The sequence below is a fragment of the Nocardia sp. CC213A genome (assembly GCF_030766805.1).
GTDB lineage: Bacteria > Actinomycetota > Actinomycetes > Mycobacteriales > Mycobacteriaceae > Nocardia > Nocardia otitidiscaviarum.
Genome location: NZ_JASFXA010000010.1, coordinates 23,245 through 36,728, shown reverse-complemented (window position 1 = coordinate 36,728; position 13,484 = coordinate 23,245). Strand labels below are relative to the sequence as shown.

At 66.4% G+C, this 13,484-nt stretch carries 20 protein-coding genes; 9 read left to right on the top strand and 11 right to left on the bottom strand.

What is annotated here, in order from left to right:
* Window positions 1-217 precede the first annotated feature (217 nt).
* Window positions 218-847 carry an AAA family ATPase gene (locus tag QJS31_RS19440; RefSeq protein ID WP_282779148.1) on the top strand — a complete coding sequence of 210 codons (630 nt, stop codon included), beginning with the start codon at window positions 218-220 and terminating at the stop codon, window positions 845-847.
* On the opposite strand, the gene QJS31_RS19435 is transcribed toward QJS31_RS19440, so the two are convergent.
* Window positions 841-993, bottom strand: coding sequence for a hypothetical protein (locus QJS31_RS19435; RefSeq protein ID WP_282779149.1), 153 nt, complete (start codon window positions 991-993; stop codon window positions 841-843). The two genes, QJS31_RS19440 and QJS31_RS19435, sit on opposite strands and share 7 nt — an antisense overlap.
* A gap of 464 nt (window positions 994-1,457) precedes the next feature.
* Between QJS31_RS19435 and tcmP the strand changes: the two genes are divergently transcribed.
* Window positions 1,458-2,504 carry a three-Cys-motif partner protein TcmP gene (gene tcmP, locus QJS31_RS19430; RefSeq protein WP_282779151.1) on the top strand — a complete coding sequence of 349 codons (1,047 nt, stop codon included), beginning with the start codon at window positions 1,458-1,460 and terminating at the stop codon, window positions 2,502-2,504.
* Here tcmP and QJS31_RS19425 read toward each other — a convergent pair.
* Entirely contained in the window at window positions 2,501-3,244 is a 744-nt protein-coding gene (locus tag QJS31_RS19425) for a DUF5131 family protein (protein WP_282779152.1), read from the bottom strand. The two genes, tcmP and QJS31_RS19425, sit on opposite strands and share 4 nt — an antisense overlap.
* A 385-nt stretch (window positions 3,245-3,629) precedes the next feature.
* Window positions 3,630-4,118, bottom strand: coding sequence for a DUF6326 family protein (locus QJS31_RS19420; protein ID WP_306357332.1), 489 nt, complete (start codon window positions 4,116-4,118; stop codon window positions 3,630-3,632).
* 159 nt (window positions 4,119-4,277) lie between these two features.
* Here QJS31_RS19420 and QJS31_RS19415 point away from each other — a divergent pair, with 159 nt between their 5' ends.
* The 3 genes from QJS31_RS19415 to QJS31_RS19405 all read left to right on the top strand — a co-directional run bounded on the left by QJS31_RS19415 (window position 4,278) and on the right by QJS31_RS19405 (window position 6,665).
* Complete coding sequence (locus QJS31_RS19415) at window positions 4,278-5,417, top strand: sensor histidine kinase (protein WP_282779156.1); 1,140 nt, start codon at window positions 4,278-4,280, stop codon at window positions 5,415-5,417.
* Window positions 5,414-6,070 (top strand): response regulator transcription factor, encoded by a 657-nt coding sequence (locus QJS31_RS19410; protein WP_282779158.1) that lies wholly within the window; start codon window positions 5,414-5,416, stop codon window positions 6,068-6,070. Before QJS31_RS19415 ends, QJS31_RS19410 begins: the two co-directional genes overlap by 4 nt.
* Before the next feature lie 139 nt (window positions 6,071-6,209).
* Window positions 6,210-6,665: a hypothetical protein gene (locus tag QJS31_RS19405; RefSeq protein WP_306357331.1), complete on the top strand. Its 456-nt coding sequence runs from the start codon at window positions 6,210-6,212 to the stop codon at window positions 6,663-6,665.
* Window positions 6,666-6,708: 43 nt separating this feature from the next.
* Here QJS31_RS19405 and QJS31_RS19400 read toward each other — a convergent pair whose 3' ends face one another.
* Genes QJS31_RS19400 through QJS31_RS19385 form a run of 4 tightly spaced genes read right to left on the bottom strand, consistent with a single transcriptional unit; the run spans window position 6,709 to window position 7,784 of the window.
* A complete protein-coding gene (locus QJS31_RS19400; RefSeq protein ID WP_282779161.1) occupies window positions 6,709-7,104 on the bottom strand; it encodes a DUF6188 family protein in 396 nt (131 codons plus the stop codon).
* Between the two features lie 49 nt (window positions 7,105-7,153).
* Window positions 7,154-7,408 (bottom strand): hypothetical protein, encoded by a 255-nt coding sequence (locus QJS31_RS19395; protein ID WP_282779162.1) that lies wholly within the window; start codon window positions 7,406-7,408, stop codon window positions 7,154-7,156.
* Window positions 7,405-7,611: a hypothetical protein gene (locus QJS31_RS19390; RefSeq protein ID WP_282779163.1), complete on the bottom strand. Its 207-nt coding sequence runs from the start codon at window positions 7,609-7,611 to the stop codon at window positions 7,405-7,407. Before QJS31_RS19390 ends, QJS31_RS19395 begins: the two co-directional genes overlap by 4 nt.
* Window positions 7,608-7,784 (bottom strand): hypothetical protein, encoded by a 177-nt coding sequence (locus QJS31_RS19385; protein WP_306357330.1) that lies wholly within the window; start codon window positions 7,782-7,784, stop codon window positions 7,608-7,610. The genes QJS31_RS19390 and QJS31_RS19385 overlap by 4 nt, the downstream gene beginning before the upstream one ends.
* Window positions 7,785-7,960: 176 nt before the next feature.
* On the opposite strand from QJS31_RS19385, the gene QJS31_RS19380 reads away from it, so the two are divergent.
* Window positions 7,961-9,193, top strand: coding sequence for a helix-turn-helix domain-containing protein (locus tag QJS31_RS19380; RefSeq protein ID WP_282779166.1), 1,233 nt, complete (start codon window positions 7,961-7,963; stop codon window positions 9,191-9,193).
* Window positions 9,194-9,219: 26 nt separating this feature from the next.
* Here QJS31_RS19380 and QJS31_RS19375 read toward each other — a convergent pair whose 3' ends face one another.
* Together QJS31_RS19375 and QJS31_RS19370 are read right to left on the bottom strand one after the other, a co-directional pair.
* Window positions 9,220-10,284, bottom strand: a complete 1,065-nt coding sequence (locus QJS31_RS19375) for a diacylglycerol kinase (RefSeq protein ID WP_282779168.1) — start codon at window positions 10,282-10,284, stop codon at window positions 9,220-9,222.
* A 26-nt stretch (window positions 10,285-10,310) separates the two neighbouring features.
* Complete coding sequence (locus QJS31_RS19370; RefSeq protein ID WP_306357329.1) at window positions 10,311-11,099, bottom strand: SDR family oxidoreductase; 789 nt, start codon at window positions 11,097-11,099, stop codon at window positions 10,311-10,313.
* 140 nt (window positions 11,100-11,239) lie between these two features.
* Here QJS31_RS19370 and QJS31_RS19365 point away from each other — a divergent pair, with 140 nt between their 5' ends.
* Window positions 11,240-11,887 (top strand): TetR/AcrR family transcriptional regulator, encoded by a 648-nt coding sequence (locus QJS31_RS19365; protein ID WP_306357328.1) that lies wholly within the window; start codon window positions 11,240-11,242, stop codon window positions 11,885-11,887.
* Between the two features lie 61 nt (window positions 11,888-11,948).
* On the opposite strand, the gene QJS31_RS19360 is transcribed toward QJS31_RS19365, so the two are convergent.
* Both QJS31_RS19360 and QJS31_RS19355 read right to left on the bottom strand, forming a co-directional pair.
* Window positions 11,949-12,176, bottom strand: coding sequence for a DUF6374 family protein (locus tag QJS31_RS19360; protein WP_282779172.1), 228 nt, complete (start codon window positions 12,174-12,176; stop codon window positions 11,949-11,951).
* A 50-nt stretch (window positions 12,177-12,226) separates the two neighbouring features.
* Entirely contained in the window at window positions 12,227-12,607 is a 381-nt protein-coding gene (locus tag QJS31_RS19355; protein WP_306357327.1) for a hypothetical protein, read from the bottom strand.
* Between the two features lie 162 nt (window positions 12,608-12,769).
* Here QJS31_RS19355 and QJS31_RS19350 point away from each other — a divergent pair, with 162 nt between their 5' ends.
* The gene (locus tag QJS31_RS19350; RefSeq protein ID WP_306357326.1) at window positions 12,770-13,219 is read left to right on the top strand and encodes a DUF2752 domain-containing protein; all 450 of its coding nucleotides are present in this window, start codon (window positions 12,770-12,772) and stop codon (window positions 13,217-13,219) included.
* 52 nt (window positions 13,220-13,271) lie between these two features.
* Complete coding sequence (locus QJS31_RS19345) at window positions 13,272-13,460, top strand: hypothetical protein (protein WP_029925138.1); 189 nt, start codon at window positions 13,272-13,274, stop codon at window positions 13,458-13,460.
* The last annotated feature ends 24 nt before the right edge of the window (window positions 13,461-13,484 follow it).

Genomic DNA, 13,484 nt, shown 5'->3' with positions numbered 1-13,484 from the left:
CAATCGTTCCCGCTTGCTCTCGCCCGGTCAACGCCCGGAATTACCTGCGCTTACCGCGCGACCTCGGCACCGCCCTTCGCGACTCGGGGTTAGGGAGTATCGCCCGATAACTGTAGTTATCTGGCAATCATCCGCCTTCCAGCGGGTCTGAGAGACTAGGACTACGCCCTGCAACAAGTAGGTGAGCGCGACAGTCCGCAGAGCCTTTGGAGGAACGATGAATCCGACCGCCAGACCAGCGGTTCGATCACTGCCTGCCGAAGTCCGCCCGCCGATGGCGGATGCGCTCGATCAGATTGCGAGCGAAGGCTGTGGAGGTGTGACGGTCATCTGTGGATTCCCTGCCTCCGGCAAATCCACGGCTGCCAAGTATCTCGCTGCCATCATCGATGCGGTCATCATTGACAAAGACTCATTCGCGCCAGACCTCGAGGAATCGGTGATGACCGAGCTGACGGGCAACCCACACGACAAGGACAGTGCCACGTACATGCGCGTCGTCAACCCGCACATCTACGCGGCCTTCGTCCACCAAGCGCTCATGGTCGGACACCGAGTGCCGGTGGTCGTCGACGCGCCGTTCCTCGGCCACGTCCAAACCGCCGCAGCTCGCGGCCTCTCGCTCTCCGAGCAGATCACTTCGAGCACCTCGCTACCCGCACCGCCGGTGCGTACGGTCTGGGTCTCTGCTCATCCCCTTCAGATTCGAGAGCGCATGACCCATCGCGGCGCGCACAGAGATTCCGGGAAGCTGGCGAACTGGGACGATTACCGCGCGAACGTACTTGAGTCCGGAGTCGAAGACGCTGCACGAACGGTTGTCGACTACGTCGCCCGGAACTACTGAGCCAGGTCGCTCACCCGTCGGCACCCGCCGGGCGCTGAGCCAATCTCCTCCTTGTGGTCCTCTGTTTCGGCGACGTCGACGGCAAGCTGGACCACCGCGCTGAGCGCGTCCTGACGCGCGAACACGACGCCGTAGGCGTCGGACATCCCAACGCACCCACCTGCTCTACGCAAGGTCGGCACCCAACCCTCCTTCCTTGTGGTCCTCATTCCTCTCCACCCCCATACCTCTTCACGCTGTCTCCACCTGCGAGAAGCCTGCGCCAAAGGCGCAGTTCAGGGCCCATTCGCATCAGAGTCCGATCGGAATCCCACTCCGATCCATTCTGAAGCTGTTCCGCATCGATTCCGCATTGGTTCCGCATCGAGAATCGCCCGGAGGGGTGCTCATGGCCTACAGCGTGGGCGGCAGAGGTTGACAACGTCCGTCTACCGGCAGCCTGGAGGCATGTTGCCGCCTCGCTGGGCGCGATGGGGCAAACCGGGCACGCGCCGTCACTGTCGTGGCACTGAGCGTCATCCTGTTTGCCAACAGAAATGGAGCGAGTTCAGTATTCTCCGTGGGTCGGGCCAGGGTGGTATGGGCCCGCAGGGGTGGCAGGAGGCCCACGGTGGCACGTGAATGGTCCTACTGGACGAGCAACAAGCTCAATATCCTTGGCGACTACGTGCCGGCATTCAACACGGCATCAAAGAGTTGTTCGGAGCGGCTGTATCTCGATCTGATGGCGGGACGGCCCGAGAACGTCGAGCGGCTGACCGGTTCGGTGATCGATGGCTCACCGCGGCGGGTGCTGTCTGCGGACCCGGGTTTCACCCGGCATGTGTTCTTCGAGCTTCCATCTAATGCGGACAAGCTGGAGGTTGCGCTGCGCAACGAGTTCCCGCAGGCGGACTTCCGGGTGGTCCGGGGTGACTGCAATAGAACAATCGATACTGTTCTCGCCGATCTGCAACCCTTGAACTGGGCACCGACGTTTGTCTTCATCGACCAGCAGGCCGCAGAGGTGGAGTGGGAGACGCTGGTCAAGCTGTCCAAGTTCAAGAATCCTAGATCGAAGACGAAGGCGGAGCTGTGGCTACTGGTTTCGCCAGCATCCGTCGCTCGCGGTGTTGGCGGTCAGAAATCGAAGACCCGAGCGTTCCGCGAGAAGATCAGCCGCTTCTACGGCACCTGGAACTGGTTGAACATTCAGGACGCGCGAGATGCTCGGATCATTACCGGGCCCGAGTATCGGGACGAGATGGTCAATCTCATCCGGTTCCGGTTGACCGAACACCTCGGGTACCTGCACACCGAGCGGATTCCCATGCGGATGACCAACGGGCACACGATCTATGACATGGTATTTGCCTCCGATCACGACGTGGGCGCCAAGATCATGCGGGACCTGTATCGCAAGGCAGCCGAACGCGAGCCCAGAATGATCGATGAGGCTCGGCGGCTAGCCATCACGAAGCGGGAAGAAGAGCTGGGGAAGTTGTCCCTGATCGCCCTGTCCGAACTGCCTGCCACTGAACCTCTGCCAGTCATGGATCCGGAGGGGAAAAGAGAAGTGCTCTGGAGGTCAACGCCCTACTGGAGGCCTTCGAGCCGAGCGTGGTGGACCGATCGCCACCGGCCACCGACCGATCACGATTTCGGGAGCGGCGATTAGTTGGCCAAGGCCGGCATCTCGCCCCACACCCTGCCATCGAGCTCGCGACCCATCGCCTTCGGTGTCCGCCCACCCCATTGTTTGAAGAAGAACGGGACGTCAGCGACCTTGCATGCGTCGCGGATGTTGCGCACCCACGCCGGATCCATCGGTCGGTGGCGCACGCCGGATTCGCCACCAGCGATCACCCAGCTGATGCCGTCGAGTTCCAAGTCGTCGAGCGGGCCCAGTAGCGGCTCACACGACAGGAATCGGACGGCCGCCGGGACGTTCCGCAAATGGTCGACCCGGGTTAGGTAACCGGCGTTCTCGACCGACACACCCATCCAGATGTTGCTCGGCCAGTCCAGTTGGTCTGCAACGCGTTTCAGTCGTAGCGATCGTTTGGTGAGTATCTGGTAGGTGTGTTGAGGGGTTTCCCTCATCACGTCGAAGACATCCCGGATGAAGCCGATCGGTACTTTTGCGTGGAAGAGGTCGGACATGCTGTTGACGAACACCACGCGGGGCTGTCGCCAGTGCAGTGGAATCTCAAGTGCTGATGGGTGAATCGTTACTCCGAACCCGGGCCCTGACGTACGCGGGTCGCCATCGTGCTGGTATTTCTCCGCGCCCATCGCCTTGAGTCGTTTCGCCAGGGTCATCGCGTAGCAGTGGTCGCAGCCGGGTGACACGCGGTCGCATCCCGTGACGGGGTTCCATGTCGCTTCGGTCCATTCGATGCTCGACTTGTCCGCCATGACACCTCCCCTCTCGAATTGGTCTTGACAGTACCTTCGTAACGACATCGTGTAGTGGTTGGCTGCGCAGTCTGTTTGCCGGCTTGTGCCGATGTTTGAGCCCCAATGAAGTCCCAACGAAATGGTCGCTCGTGCGCGTCGTACGAATGTGCATTCGATTGTCGAGAGTAGTCTCTTGTGAGACCTTTTCGCAGGTACTCACGGTCTCGCAGTAGCGTTCGACATCACGTGGTTGTGGCGGGTCGCCATGGTCGGCCGTAATGAAAAGGTCGGGGGTTCGATTCCCCCAGGCGGCTCCGGAACAGCAGGTGGCGAGTAGGTTTCTCTCGCCACCTGCTGGCGTTTACGGGGGCGGCGCGGCTAGGCCGGTGTCATCGAGGATGGTTCACGCTTGGTGTTGGGCGCGAACGGGATCACGGTGCGGGATGGTCGACATGGTCGCCGACGCTGTGGTGCGAGGCCAGGTCCAGGCGTACCGCAGAATGAGGGCGAGCAGGACCAATTCCAGTACGACGCCGAGGCCGTAGAAGTACAGCCAGGACTCACCCAGCGCGTTGAATGCGGTGACGGGGGCGTAGAGCGCGGCCACGATGAGGTTTGCGATGCGATTCACCCTGGCGGGCAGCGTCATCGACAGCATGACCATGAGGATCGGGACGGCCATGAGGGTCAGTGCCGTGGTCGAAAAGGTCTGGGAGAGGTCGAACTCGAAGACCTTGCCGTCGAGGATGTCTTGGACGACGCCGGGTGTGAAGAAGTTGAGAATGTCCACGTATGCGTACAGGAACATGAAGCTTGTCCACGTTGCGGCGAGCTTGGCTCGCACCGGCATCGGCTGTTCTTCCAGGGTGGTAGCGGGTTGACGTGTTCTCATCGTGGGCTCCGTTGTGGTGTGGATCGATAGGTCCACGATCACCGAGCCCAGCGGCGGACACACCGGCCCGGAGGCCGGAGTTGACCTGGCCGATGGCAGGAGCCTTATCTCGTACTTTCGGCTGGTACGCCGAGGCGCGCCGATCCCTAGGATGAAGCCGTGGTCACTGCCCGGCGCTCCATCTGGCATGAGCCGCGGCCTGCCGACGTCCCACCCATCGGTCGGCTCGACTGGCTGCTGGTGGGCGTGTTCGCGGCCGCAGTCTCGGTAGAGGGCATCGTGCGGCCGGGCTTGGCCTGGCGACCCCTGGTGGTGGTGCTCGCGCTGGCGCTGCTGCCCGCCCTGCTCTGGCGGCGGGGTCGCCCCCTGACGGCCGCCCTGGTCGGGTGGGGTGTCGCCGGGCTGCTCTCGGTCCTCCAGCTGACCGCGCACCCCGGGGACCTCGGCCTTTACGCCATGATGGCCGTCCTGATCCTGCTCTACTCCCTGGTGCGGTGGGGCTCGGGGCGGGAGATGGCCTTGGGGGCGGCGTTCGTGACAGTTGTTGTCGCGCTGGGGATGTACGCCGCCGCCGCGGGCTGGGCCGATGTTTTCGGCGGAAGCGTCCTGCTGCTGTTGCTCGTCGCCCTCGCGGCGGTGTTCCGCTACCGCGCGGACCTCTGGCATCGCCAACGGCGCGAGATCCGCAACCAGGAGCGGGTGGCGCTGGCGCGCGAGCTGCACGACACCGTGGCCCACCATGTCTCGGCCATCGCGGTGCAGGCGCAGGCCGGTGGCGCGGTCGCCGGCATTCAGCCCGAGAAGGCTGCGGAGGTCCTGGCCGCGATCGAGTCCGAAGCGTCGCGAACCTTGGCGGAGATGAGATCCATGGTGCGGGTGCTGCGTGCGGAGGAGTTCGTCGCCTACTCACCGCAGCGGGGTGTCGCGGACCTGCCTGCGCTGGCGCGCGCCGACGCGACGCCCACCGTCGAGGTCTCGCTGGACGGTTCGTTGACCCGGCTGGCACGACCCGTGGACGCCGCGCTCTACCGGCTCGCGCAGGAGTCGCTGACCAACGCCGTCCGGCACGCCCGGCGCGCGACCCGCGTCGGAATCGACGTATGCCGGGAGGGCGACGCCGTCAGGCTGCGGGTCAGCGACGATGGACAGATCGAGCCGGGGCCGGTCCCGGAGCCCGGGTTCGGTCTGCTGGGCATGGCCGAACGCGCCCAACTCCTCGGGGGGTCGCTCTCCGCAGGGCCCGGACCCGAGGGCGGCTGGGTGGTCGAGGCCGTGCTGCCGGTGCGGGCGCTGCCATGAGCATCCGTGTTGTCGTCGCCGACGACCAGGATTTGGTCCGGACCGGTCTGGTGATGATCCTCGGTGCGCAACCCGGCATCGAGGTCGTGGGGGAGGCGGCGGACGGGCTCGCGGCGCTCGACCTGGCGACCCGGCTGCGTCCCGATGTCCTCCTCGTCGACATCCGGATGCCCGGGCTCGATGGCGTCGAGGTGACCCGGCGCCTGGCCGGGCCGGACGTGACCGACCCGATGGCGGTCGTCGTGATCACCACCTTCGACCTCGACGAGTACATCCTCGGTGCCCTACGCGCCGGTGCCAGCGGCTTCCTGCTCAAGGACGCCGGGCCGCAGCTCCTGGTGCAGGCTGTTCACGCGGCGGCCAACGGGGACGCGCTGATCGCACCCAACGTCACTCGTCGGCTGCTGGCGACCTTCGCCGATCAGGCGCCGGCGGTACCGGTCCAGCCCATCGACCCGCTCACCGAGCGCGAGCAGGAGGTGCTCGCGCTGGTGGCACGGGGCCGGACCAACGCCGAGATCGCCGCCGAACTCTTCGTCGGCTTGAGCACGGTCAAGACCCACGTCGCATCGTTGATGACCAAGCTCGGCGCCCGCAACCGCGTCGAAATCGCGATATGGGCATACGACACCAGACGCGCGAGAGCCGATTAGCGGGTACGGATCGCAGCGTGGGTTCGATCCCTCCCCGCGGTTCCGAGATCGAAGGCCCAACCCGCAACGCCGGGACGGACCTCGTCGTTCCGCCCTCGGGCGATCCTGCGTCACCCGCATCGTGTGCCATGCTGCTGGAATGGCGCGCGCGGGGACGTGGACGGTGGGGATGGCATTCGCGCCGATTGGGTTCGGGGTCGGTGTGGTGGTGGCCACCGCCATCCTCAATGAGGTGGCCGATCGGTCGGTGGCCACCGATATCGCCGGTAACTGGATGGTCGTCATGGTGTTCGGCGCCGTGTTGTTCCTACCGGGGATCGTGTTCGCGCTGTTCGGCGCTTCGATGCTGTGGAGTCGCACCGGCACGGTGACGGCGATGCTCGGACTCGTCCTGCTGTCCCTGCCGCCGTTGCTGTTCGCCGCGGCCGGAATCGAGGAAGCGGTTGGGCCGCCGCGTGATCCGTACTCGCCGAGTTGGACCGCGCGCTTGTCCCTGTCCGCCGCGTTGGTCTACGCGCTCCCGTTCGTCGCGTTGGTGCTCGGCAATGCATTCGCGACCTGGATGGTCTGGTCGGGGCGGGCGGCTGGGCGATGATCGTCACTGGTCGGTGCGACGCCCTCGCAGTACCGGCTGGGTGTCAGGGGTGAGGCCAGTCGGTCTCCGATGCGCCGGGCGGGCAATCCCAGCGTGCGTCGGGTAGGCAGGCCGCCCAGGCTTCGTAGGCTGCCTGAGGAGGGCATGCGATGTATGCGCCGGTGTCGAAGGTGAGGGTCAGTTCCCAGTTCCGGATCTGTGCGGCGGTGACCCGATGGTTCAGCACGCCGAGAACTGGGCCGGCGGTGGCCGGATCGTCCTCGACTCGGACGTCCCAGGTGTTTTTCGCCGCGTCTATGTATCGAAAGTCGGTCAGGTCGACGAAGATACCGGACCGATCGCGTGCGCCGAGCTCGAAGACCAAGCGCAGGTACGATTTCCACACCCAGATCTGTTCGACCTCGAGTCCGGTCAGTGTGGTGAACTCGCCGATGGCCACGACCAGAGCGTAACGAACGTCCCCGGCAGGTTTACTCAGCGCGGATCGCTCACCGGCCGGAGATCCGGCCGCAGGTGGGTCCGCCGGGGCGCATGGCCTCGCGTTCGGCGAGGATCTGCCAGAACAGCTCGCGCTGGGCGGGGAACAGGTCGAAGCACTTGCCGAGGTCGACACCGTTCTCTGTGGGCGGCATGGGCAGGTCGCACACTGCGAAAACGGTTGCGACGCCGTCGATGATCGCCCAGCGTGCGGTGCCGCTCGCGTGCGTGGTGATGTACATCGTCGGTGTGGGCGGCGCGCTCACTCCGGCCATCCCCCCGGTACCAGCTTGCCGTCGCCGACGAGCTTCTTGTACGCGATCGTCTTCGTAAGACATTGGCCGACACGGCATTCGAGGTGTGCCTGCATGGCCTCATGTGGATGCTCAGCCGCCCATCGGGAACTCGCGTGGCTGATGATCGCGGCGATGGTCGCGGCGTCGATGCCTGCGGGAAGATGAATCGTCATGACGACCCCCGCAGCGGAACGAGCGGGCGCGCGGCCTCGGCGTCGAGGCGTGCCTGGATCTCCGCGACGGTGGGGCCGCGGTGGTGACGGGCGTGGGGCGCATGGTCGAGTGCGGCGGCTGTGGTGACCACGAGGAGTAGCGCGGTGACCACGATTGCGAGGATGATTTCCATGTCGGGTGCCTCCAGGTCCCTGGAACGGTTGGAGTGCACCCGACGCCGGGGGAGACGGGGCTATCGACCCGGCGCCGGGGCTGACATGAAGAGTGGCAGGATTCACACGGCGTTCTGTCCCGCTGCGGGACACACGGCTAGCATGGTGCTTTGCCGACGCCACCGAGGGGCAGACTATGGGCGAATTCCGGATCGACGAAAGCCGCTACATCGGTCAGCGTGTGCGGGCCATTCGTGCCCGCCGTGGCATCTCTCAGCAAGTACTCGCCGATCGCACCGGCATTCTGAGTCGAGGGGCTATCGCGAAGTACGAGGCGGGAGAACGGCCGGTCGACTCGCGCCGTGTCTTGTTGGCGCTGGCCGAAGCCCTCGGCGTGTCCATCGGCGACCTCACCGGGCATGAAGGGGACCGCTTCGACCCGTCCGCCGCAGGATTCCACATGTCGGTGCCTGCGATCGAGACCGTGCTGTGGACGCGGGGAAACATCACCGATGCGCGCCCGCCCCGAACTCTCGATGAGCTGGCAGCCTTGGCGCAGAGCGCCACACGTATGCGTCATGATTGCGACTACGCCACTCTCGGGCCGATGCTCGCACCGATGCTGACCGACTGCTATCGGCATCTTCGAGATGCGAAGGGCAGCGAGCAAGAGCGAGCGTGGGACGTGTTCGCCTCGATCGTCTACGGTGTCGCTTCGGCTCTCAAGGCGCGTGGCTACCAGGCTCTAGCCTGGACGGCGGCGCAGGAGGCCGAGCGCGCCGCGCCACACACCGGAAGCACGGCCGCGCTCGCGGCTACCGCGTTCGTGCGCAGTCAGGTTCTGCTGTCCCGGCCCGATGGCCTGCCTGCGGCTTTGGACATCGCCAAGAGTACGGCCGACCGTATCGACGCGGACGTGCGCACGGTCGGCGATGTCGAAACGTGCGGGATGCTGCACCTGCAATCATCGCTCGTCACCGCGGCATTGGGCGGCGATCCCGGCCCGCACCTCGACGCGGCGGCCGAGCAAGCCGACAGGCTGAGTGACGCCGCACCTTCGGCCTCGGTGGTCCGCAACAAGACGTTCGCGGCATCGAATGTCCAGCTGTGGAGGATGTCCGCTGCCATGGAACAACGCGAACCCGGTCGTGTTCTCGCCCTTGCGCCGACCCTCTCGCCCGACGACCTGCCCGTCCAGGGCCGTCGAGCACAGTATTTCGTGGAGATCGGCCGAGCCCACGCGATGCAGCGGAACTACCGCGAGTCGCTGCACTCGCTATTGCGCGCCGAACACACAGCGCCGCAGCATGTTCGGAGTATGACGCATGTGCGCGAACTGGTCGGCCACATGATGCGCTCGGCGCGTAGGGACCTCACTTCCGGGGAGCTCGGCCGACTCGCGCAGCGGGTCGGGGTGGTACCTGTATAGGGCGGTTTCGGGTCCGGTTTAACGACTCAGGACACCAGTCCGCGACCGGTCGTGAGCGGCAAATCGAGGGCGGTGAGCAGGCCCGGCCGCGCTTCTACCACCGCGGGGACGGCGCTGACCAGGCGGGCAGCGGTGCCGATTACGCCGGCCAAGGCGTGGTCGCCGTCGCTGTAGAGCTGGAGGTCGAGACGGTAGTCGGGGTCGCCGTCGATTTCGACTCGGTAGCAACCCTTTCCGGCCGGTTGGGGCCAGTCGGGGGCGAGGTCGGGGTGTAGACGGGTGACGTGTTCGAGGGTGAGGATCTCGCGGCCCGCACGCACGCCGTGCACCTGGAAACGCAGTGCTGCGGCCGTTCCGGGGGCTACCGCGCGGTCGCCGACGACGAGTTTCTCCGTCGCCGGGAGCCGCTCGAAATGTTGTGTCACGGCATCGAGTTCGACGCCCAGGCCGGCGGCCAGCTGCCGGACGACGCTGCCCCAGGCGAGGGTGAGTACACCGGGCTGCAGCAGCATGGGCAGGTCGTCGAGGGCGCTGCCGAAGCCCATGATGTCGAAGACGACCTTGGGATTGTCGTAGGTGGAGTAGTCCATGATCTCCGAGCAGACGACGTGGTCGATGCGCTCGGAGCCGCTGGACAGCACCAGCGGCAGCCAGTCGTTGGCCCAGCCGGGGTCGATCCCGTTGACCCACAGCGAAGCTCCGCCCTCCTCGGCCGCGGCGACGATCGGCGCGATGGCCTCGTCGGGGAGGACGCCGTAGGGGTACTGCAAGAAGACGGGGCTGCTGGACACCACGTTGATGCCCGCGCGCAGGAAACCCTTCAGCTCTTCGACGGCCTCCATGAGCCGGTCGTCGGCCATGGCGGTGTGGACGATGCAGTCCGGTCGCAGGGCGAGCAGCGCCGCCGCGTCTTCGGTGGCGGTGACGCCGATCTCGCGGTCGAGACCGGCGAGTTCGCCGGCGTCACGGCCCGCCTTCTCCGGGCCGGACACCCAGACGCCGACCAGTTCCAGTTCGGGCCGGGCGATGATGGATCGCAGTGCGCGCCGTCCCACATTGCCGGTGCTCCACTGCACTACGCGATAGGTCATATCGAATGTCCTTGTGCTGTAGGTGATCACAGGTCGGGCAGGCCGAGGTCGAGGTTGGGCCGTTCGATACCGCCGTCCACCTCGAGCACCTTGCCGGTGATGTAGCCGCCGGCGCGGGAGCTGAGATAGACGATGGCGGCGGCGATCTCCCAGGGCTCGCCGAGCCGCCCGAGCGGGGTGGCCGACTCCATGGCCGATTTGATCTCCGGTTGCCGTGCGACGACATCCAGCGCGGAGGTGAGAACCGACCCGACCGCGATGGCGTTGACTCGGATCTTCGGGGATAGGTCGGTCGCGGCCAGCCGGGTCCAGTGTGCGAGTGCGGCTTTGGCCGTGCCGTAGGCGAGGAAGCCGCGTCCGGCGGTGCGCCCCATCATCGAGCTGATGTTCACCACGGACCCGCCGCCCGCGCGCAGCAGGTGCGGGACCGCGGCCTGGGTCAGCGCATGCGCGGTGGAGACGTTGAAACGGAATGCCTCTTCGAGGAAGTCGGTGCCGGTGGTCATGAACGTGTTGGGCATGGTGCCGCCGACATTGTTGACCACGATGTCGAGGTGGCCGAGTTCCGCGGCCGCGGTGTCGGCGAAGGCCCGCACCGCGTCCAGGTCGGACAGGTCGCAGGGGACGGTGAGGGCGCGGCGGCCGAGGGTGCGGATCTGTTCGGCGACCTCGTCGAGTTGTTCTTTGGTGCGGGCGGCGATGGCGACGTCCGCGCCCGCTTCGGCGAGCGCGAGGGCGGTGGCTGCGCCGATGCCGCGGCCCGCACCGGTGACGACGGCGACGCGGCCGTCCAGGCGGAAGGTGTCCAGGATCATCGAGAAAGTCCCTCTCCGAGCTGACCGTTGTGACTGTAGTCACCAGCAGCTTTAAGAAATAGTACTTAACTGTCAAGAAGAACTTCTTTATCCCCTGGTGGGGCGCTACTGTGCTGGCAGGCGAGTACGGAGGGCGGAGGATGGCGGCGACGGATGCGCGGAAACGGATCATTCTCGCGGCGGAACGGCTGATCGCGGAGCGCGGGCAGGCGGTGCCGCTGCGGGATATCGCGGCGGCCGCGGGCCAGCGGAACAACTCGGCGATCCAATACCATTTCGGATCCCGCGACGGTCTCATCGCGGCCGTGGTCGAGCTGCGACTGGCCACGTTGGAGGCGCGGCGGCTGGAACTACTTGCCGAACAAGCGGGTTCGGGCACACCGCCCGGTGTGCACGGGTTGCTCGAAGCGCTGGTGATCCCCATGTTCGAACTCGGTGAGCGGCACGGCGTCCACCACTACGCCCGGTTCCTCGCGCAGATTCACACCCATCCGGCGGTGACGGACGCGGCCAATCTCGACAGCGCCGAGCGGACCTCGGTGCGGGTCATCATGCGGGGCCTGGACCGAGAGCTCGCCGACCTGCCGCCGCGGCTACGGGTGCGCAGACTGCGCGCGGTGACCACGATGCTCTTCGCGCTGCTGGCCGACTTCGAGCACGCGGTCGAGGCCGGAAAGGTGCGCTCCGGGGATGTGGACGCCTGGGGAGAGATCATCGACATGCTCGCCGGATCGCTCACCGCGCCGGTCACCGATCCAGCCGGTGTCCGGGTCCGCGGCTACCGCTGATGGTTGAGAACCGGCCTAGGCTTGCCGCTGCCAGGACCCGGTACTAGATCGTCGTCGGCCATCAGCCGGGCCATTCGTCCATGTGTCCGTGGAAGGTGGAGCGGTCCGGTGCCGGGTCGGTGGGGTGTATCTCTTCCAGGTAGATGCGCATGCCCTCGGCGATCTTGCCGGCGGCGTGTTCGAGCTGTTCGGGGGTGATGTATTTGCCGAAGGCCGCCGCGTCGAGGAGTTGTCTGCGGACCTGGTCGAGGTTCATGCGAGCCCAATCGAGGCGGGACAGTTCCGGCATGGATGGGGAGATTACCTCGAGTCGAACAAACTTTCGATAGTAGGGGAGGGCTACGACATGTTCGTGAGGATCGGGAGCGGCTGGGTTTCGGTGGCGGGGGCCAGGGCGTCGATGACGGCGGTGAGGCGGATGGCGGCCGCGCCGAGGGTGGTGGAGTAGGAGCGGCGGCCCTCGGCGGCTTCGCCGGGGGTGGTGGTGTCGACCATGTCGAGGGCTCGCGCCCACTGGGACAGGTGCGCGTTCGCCTCGGCGGCGGACAGGTCGGGGTGGATGGTGCCGCGGAACTCCGGCTGCCGCGCGGCCGTGAAGCGGGCGCAGCAGTCCCATAGCCAAGTCGCCGGGGGTAGCGGTGTGCCCGCGGTGGCGGCGGCGCGGGCGTTCACCAGGTCGGAGACGGCGTCGATGGCGTCCATCATCAGCGAATCGGTCACGGCGACAGCGTGTCACCTGCGGTGATTGGTTGCCGGTAACCGATGCGGGCGTGTCGACGCCGACTCCGCCCGGGCGTCGGAGATCCGGAATGCCCAGACCCGGATCGGGTGCGATGAGGCCGTGTCTGGCGCACCCGGTGCCACGCCACTACCGTTGAGCGCGTGGACGCCACCCTCGCGCATACGCCCGAATCCCCGCCCCGCTCCCGGTGGCGGGCCATGGGGCTGCCGTTGCTCGCTGGTGGCGCGGTCGCGGGAATCGCCGCCGCCGTGCACTTCCGGGACCCGCATCAGGAGGGGTCGTGGGGGATCTGCCCCTTCTACGAGCTGACCGGTTTCTGGTGCCCCGGCTGCGGTGGCCTGCGCGGACTGCACAATCTCACCGACGGGCGGGTGCTGGACGCGGTGCAGAGCAATCTGCTGCTGTTCCCGCTGTTGCTGGGATTCGTTGCGTGGTGGGGGTATTGGATGGTGCGCAGCTGGCGCGGGCAACCGGCGCAACTGCTGCCGCGGGGGCTGCCGCGCCCCCTGCTCTGGGTGACGCTCGCCTTCCTGGTGGCCTATACGGTGTTTCGCAATACGCCGTGGGGGAGCTGGCTGGTTCCGGTGTGACCGGCGGCGTGGCCGAACGGGTGGACGTCGCCGATCGGGGCATGCTGTCGGTATGGGTGATTCGCTGAAGAAACGAGTGCGCGAGAAGCTGCTGCGGCAGCTGAACGAGGACGGTGCGCCCGATCCGGACCAGGACGATACCCGGCAGGTGTCGGTTCTCACGGATCTGGAACTGCTGGACGCGGTGGCCGAGGACGACCCCGTGGTCGAGGAACTCGCCGCCCGGTACTACGTGCCGTGAACCCGAAACTCCGTCCCCCGAGCC

Coding starts and splice junctions, on each gene's coding strand:
- QJS31_RS19440 (WP_282779148.1), top strand. CDS start 218: ATGAATCCGACCGCCAGACCAGCGGTTCGATCACTGCCTGCCGAAGTC.
- QJS31_RS19435 (WP_282779149.1), bottom strand. CDS start 993: ATGTCCGACGCCTACGGCGTCGTGTTCGCGCGTCAGGACGCGCTCAGC.
- QJS31_RS19425 (WP_282779152.1), bottom strand. CDS start 3,244: ATGGCGGACAAGTCGAGCATCGAATGGACCGAAGCGACATGGAACCCC.
- QJS31_RS19420 (WP_306357332.1), bottom strand. CDS start 4,118: ATGAGAACACGTCAACCCGCTACCACCCTGGAAGAACAGCCGATGCCG.
- QJS31_RS19410 (WP_282779158.1), top strand. CDS start 5,414: ATGAGCATCCGTGTTGTCGTCGCCGACGACCAGGATTTGGTCCGGACC.
- QJS31_RS19405 (WP_306357331.1), top strand. CDS start 6,210: ATGGCGCGCGCGGGGACGTGGACGGTGGGGATGGCATTCGCGCCGATT.
- QJS31_RS19390 (WP_282779163.1), bottom strand. CDS start 7,611: ATGACGATTCATCTTCCCGCAGGCATCGACGCCGCGACCATCGCCGCG.
- QJS31_RS19385 (WP_306357330.1), bottom strand. CDS start 7,784: ATGGAAATCATCCTCGCAATCGTGGTCACCGCGCTACTCCTCGTGGTC.
- QJS31_RS19380 (WP_282779166.1), top strand. CDS start 7,961: ATGGGCGAATTCCGGATCGACGAAAGCCGCTACATCGGTCAGCGTGTG.
- QJS31_RS19375 (WP_282779168.1), bottom strand. CDS start 10,284: ATGACCTATCGCGTAGTGCAGTGGAGCACCGGCAATGTGGGACGGCGC.
- QJS31_RS19370 (WP_306357329.1), bottom strand. CDS start 11,099: ATGATCCTGGACACCTTCCGCCTGGACGGCCGCGTCGCCGTCGTCACC.
- QJS31_RS19365 (WP_306357328.1), top strand. CDS start 11,240: ATGGCGGCGACGGATGCGCGGAAACGGATCATTCTCGCGGCGGAACGG.
- QJS31_RS19360 (WP_282779172.1), bottom strand. CDS start 12,176: ATGCCGGAACTGTCCCGCCTCGATTGGGCTCGCATGAACCTCGACCAG.
- QJS31_RS19345 (WP_029925138.1), top strand. CDS start 13,272: ATGGGTGATTCGCTGAAGAAACGAGTGCGCGAGAAGCTGCTGCGGCAG.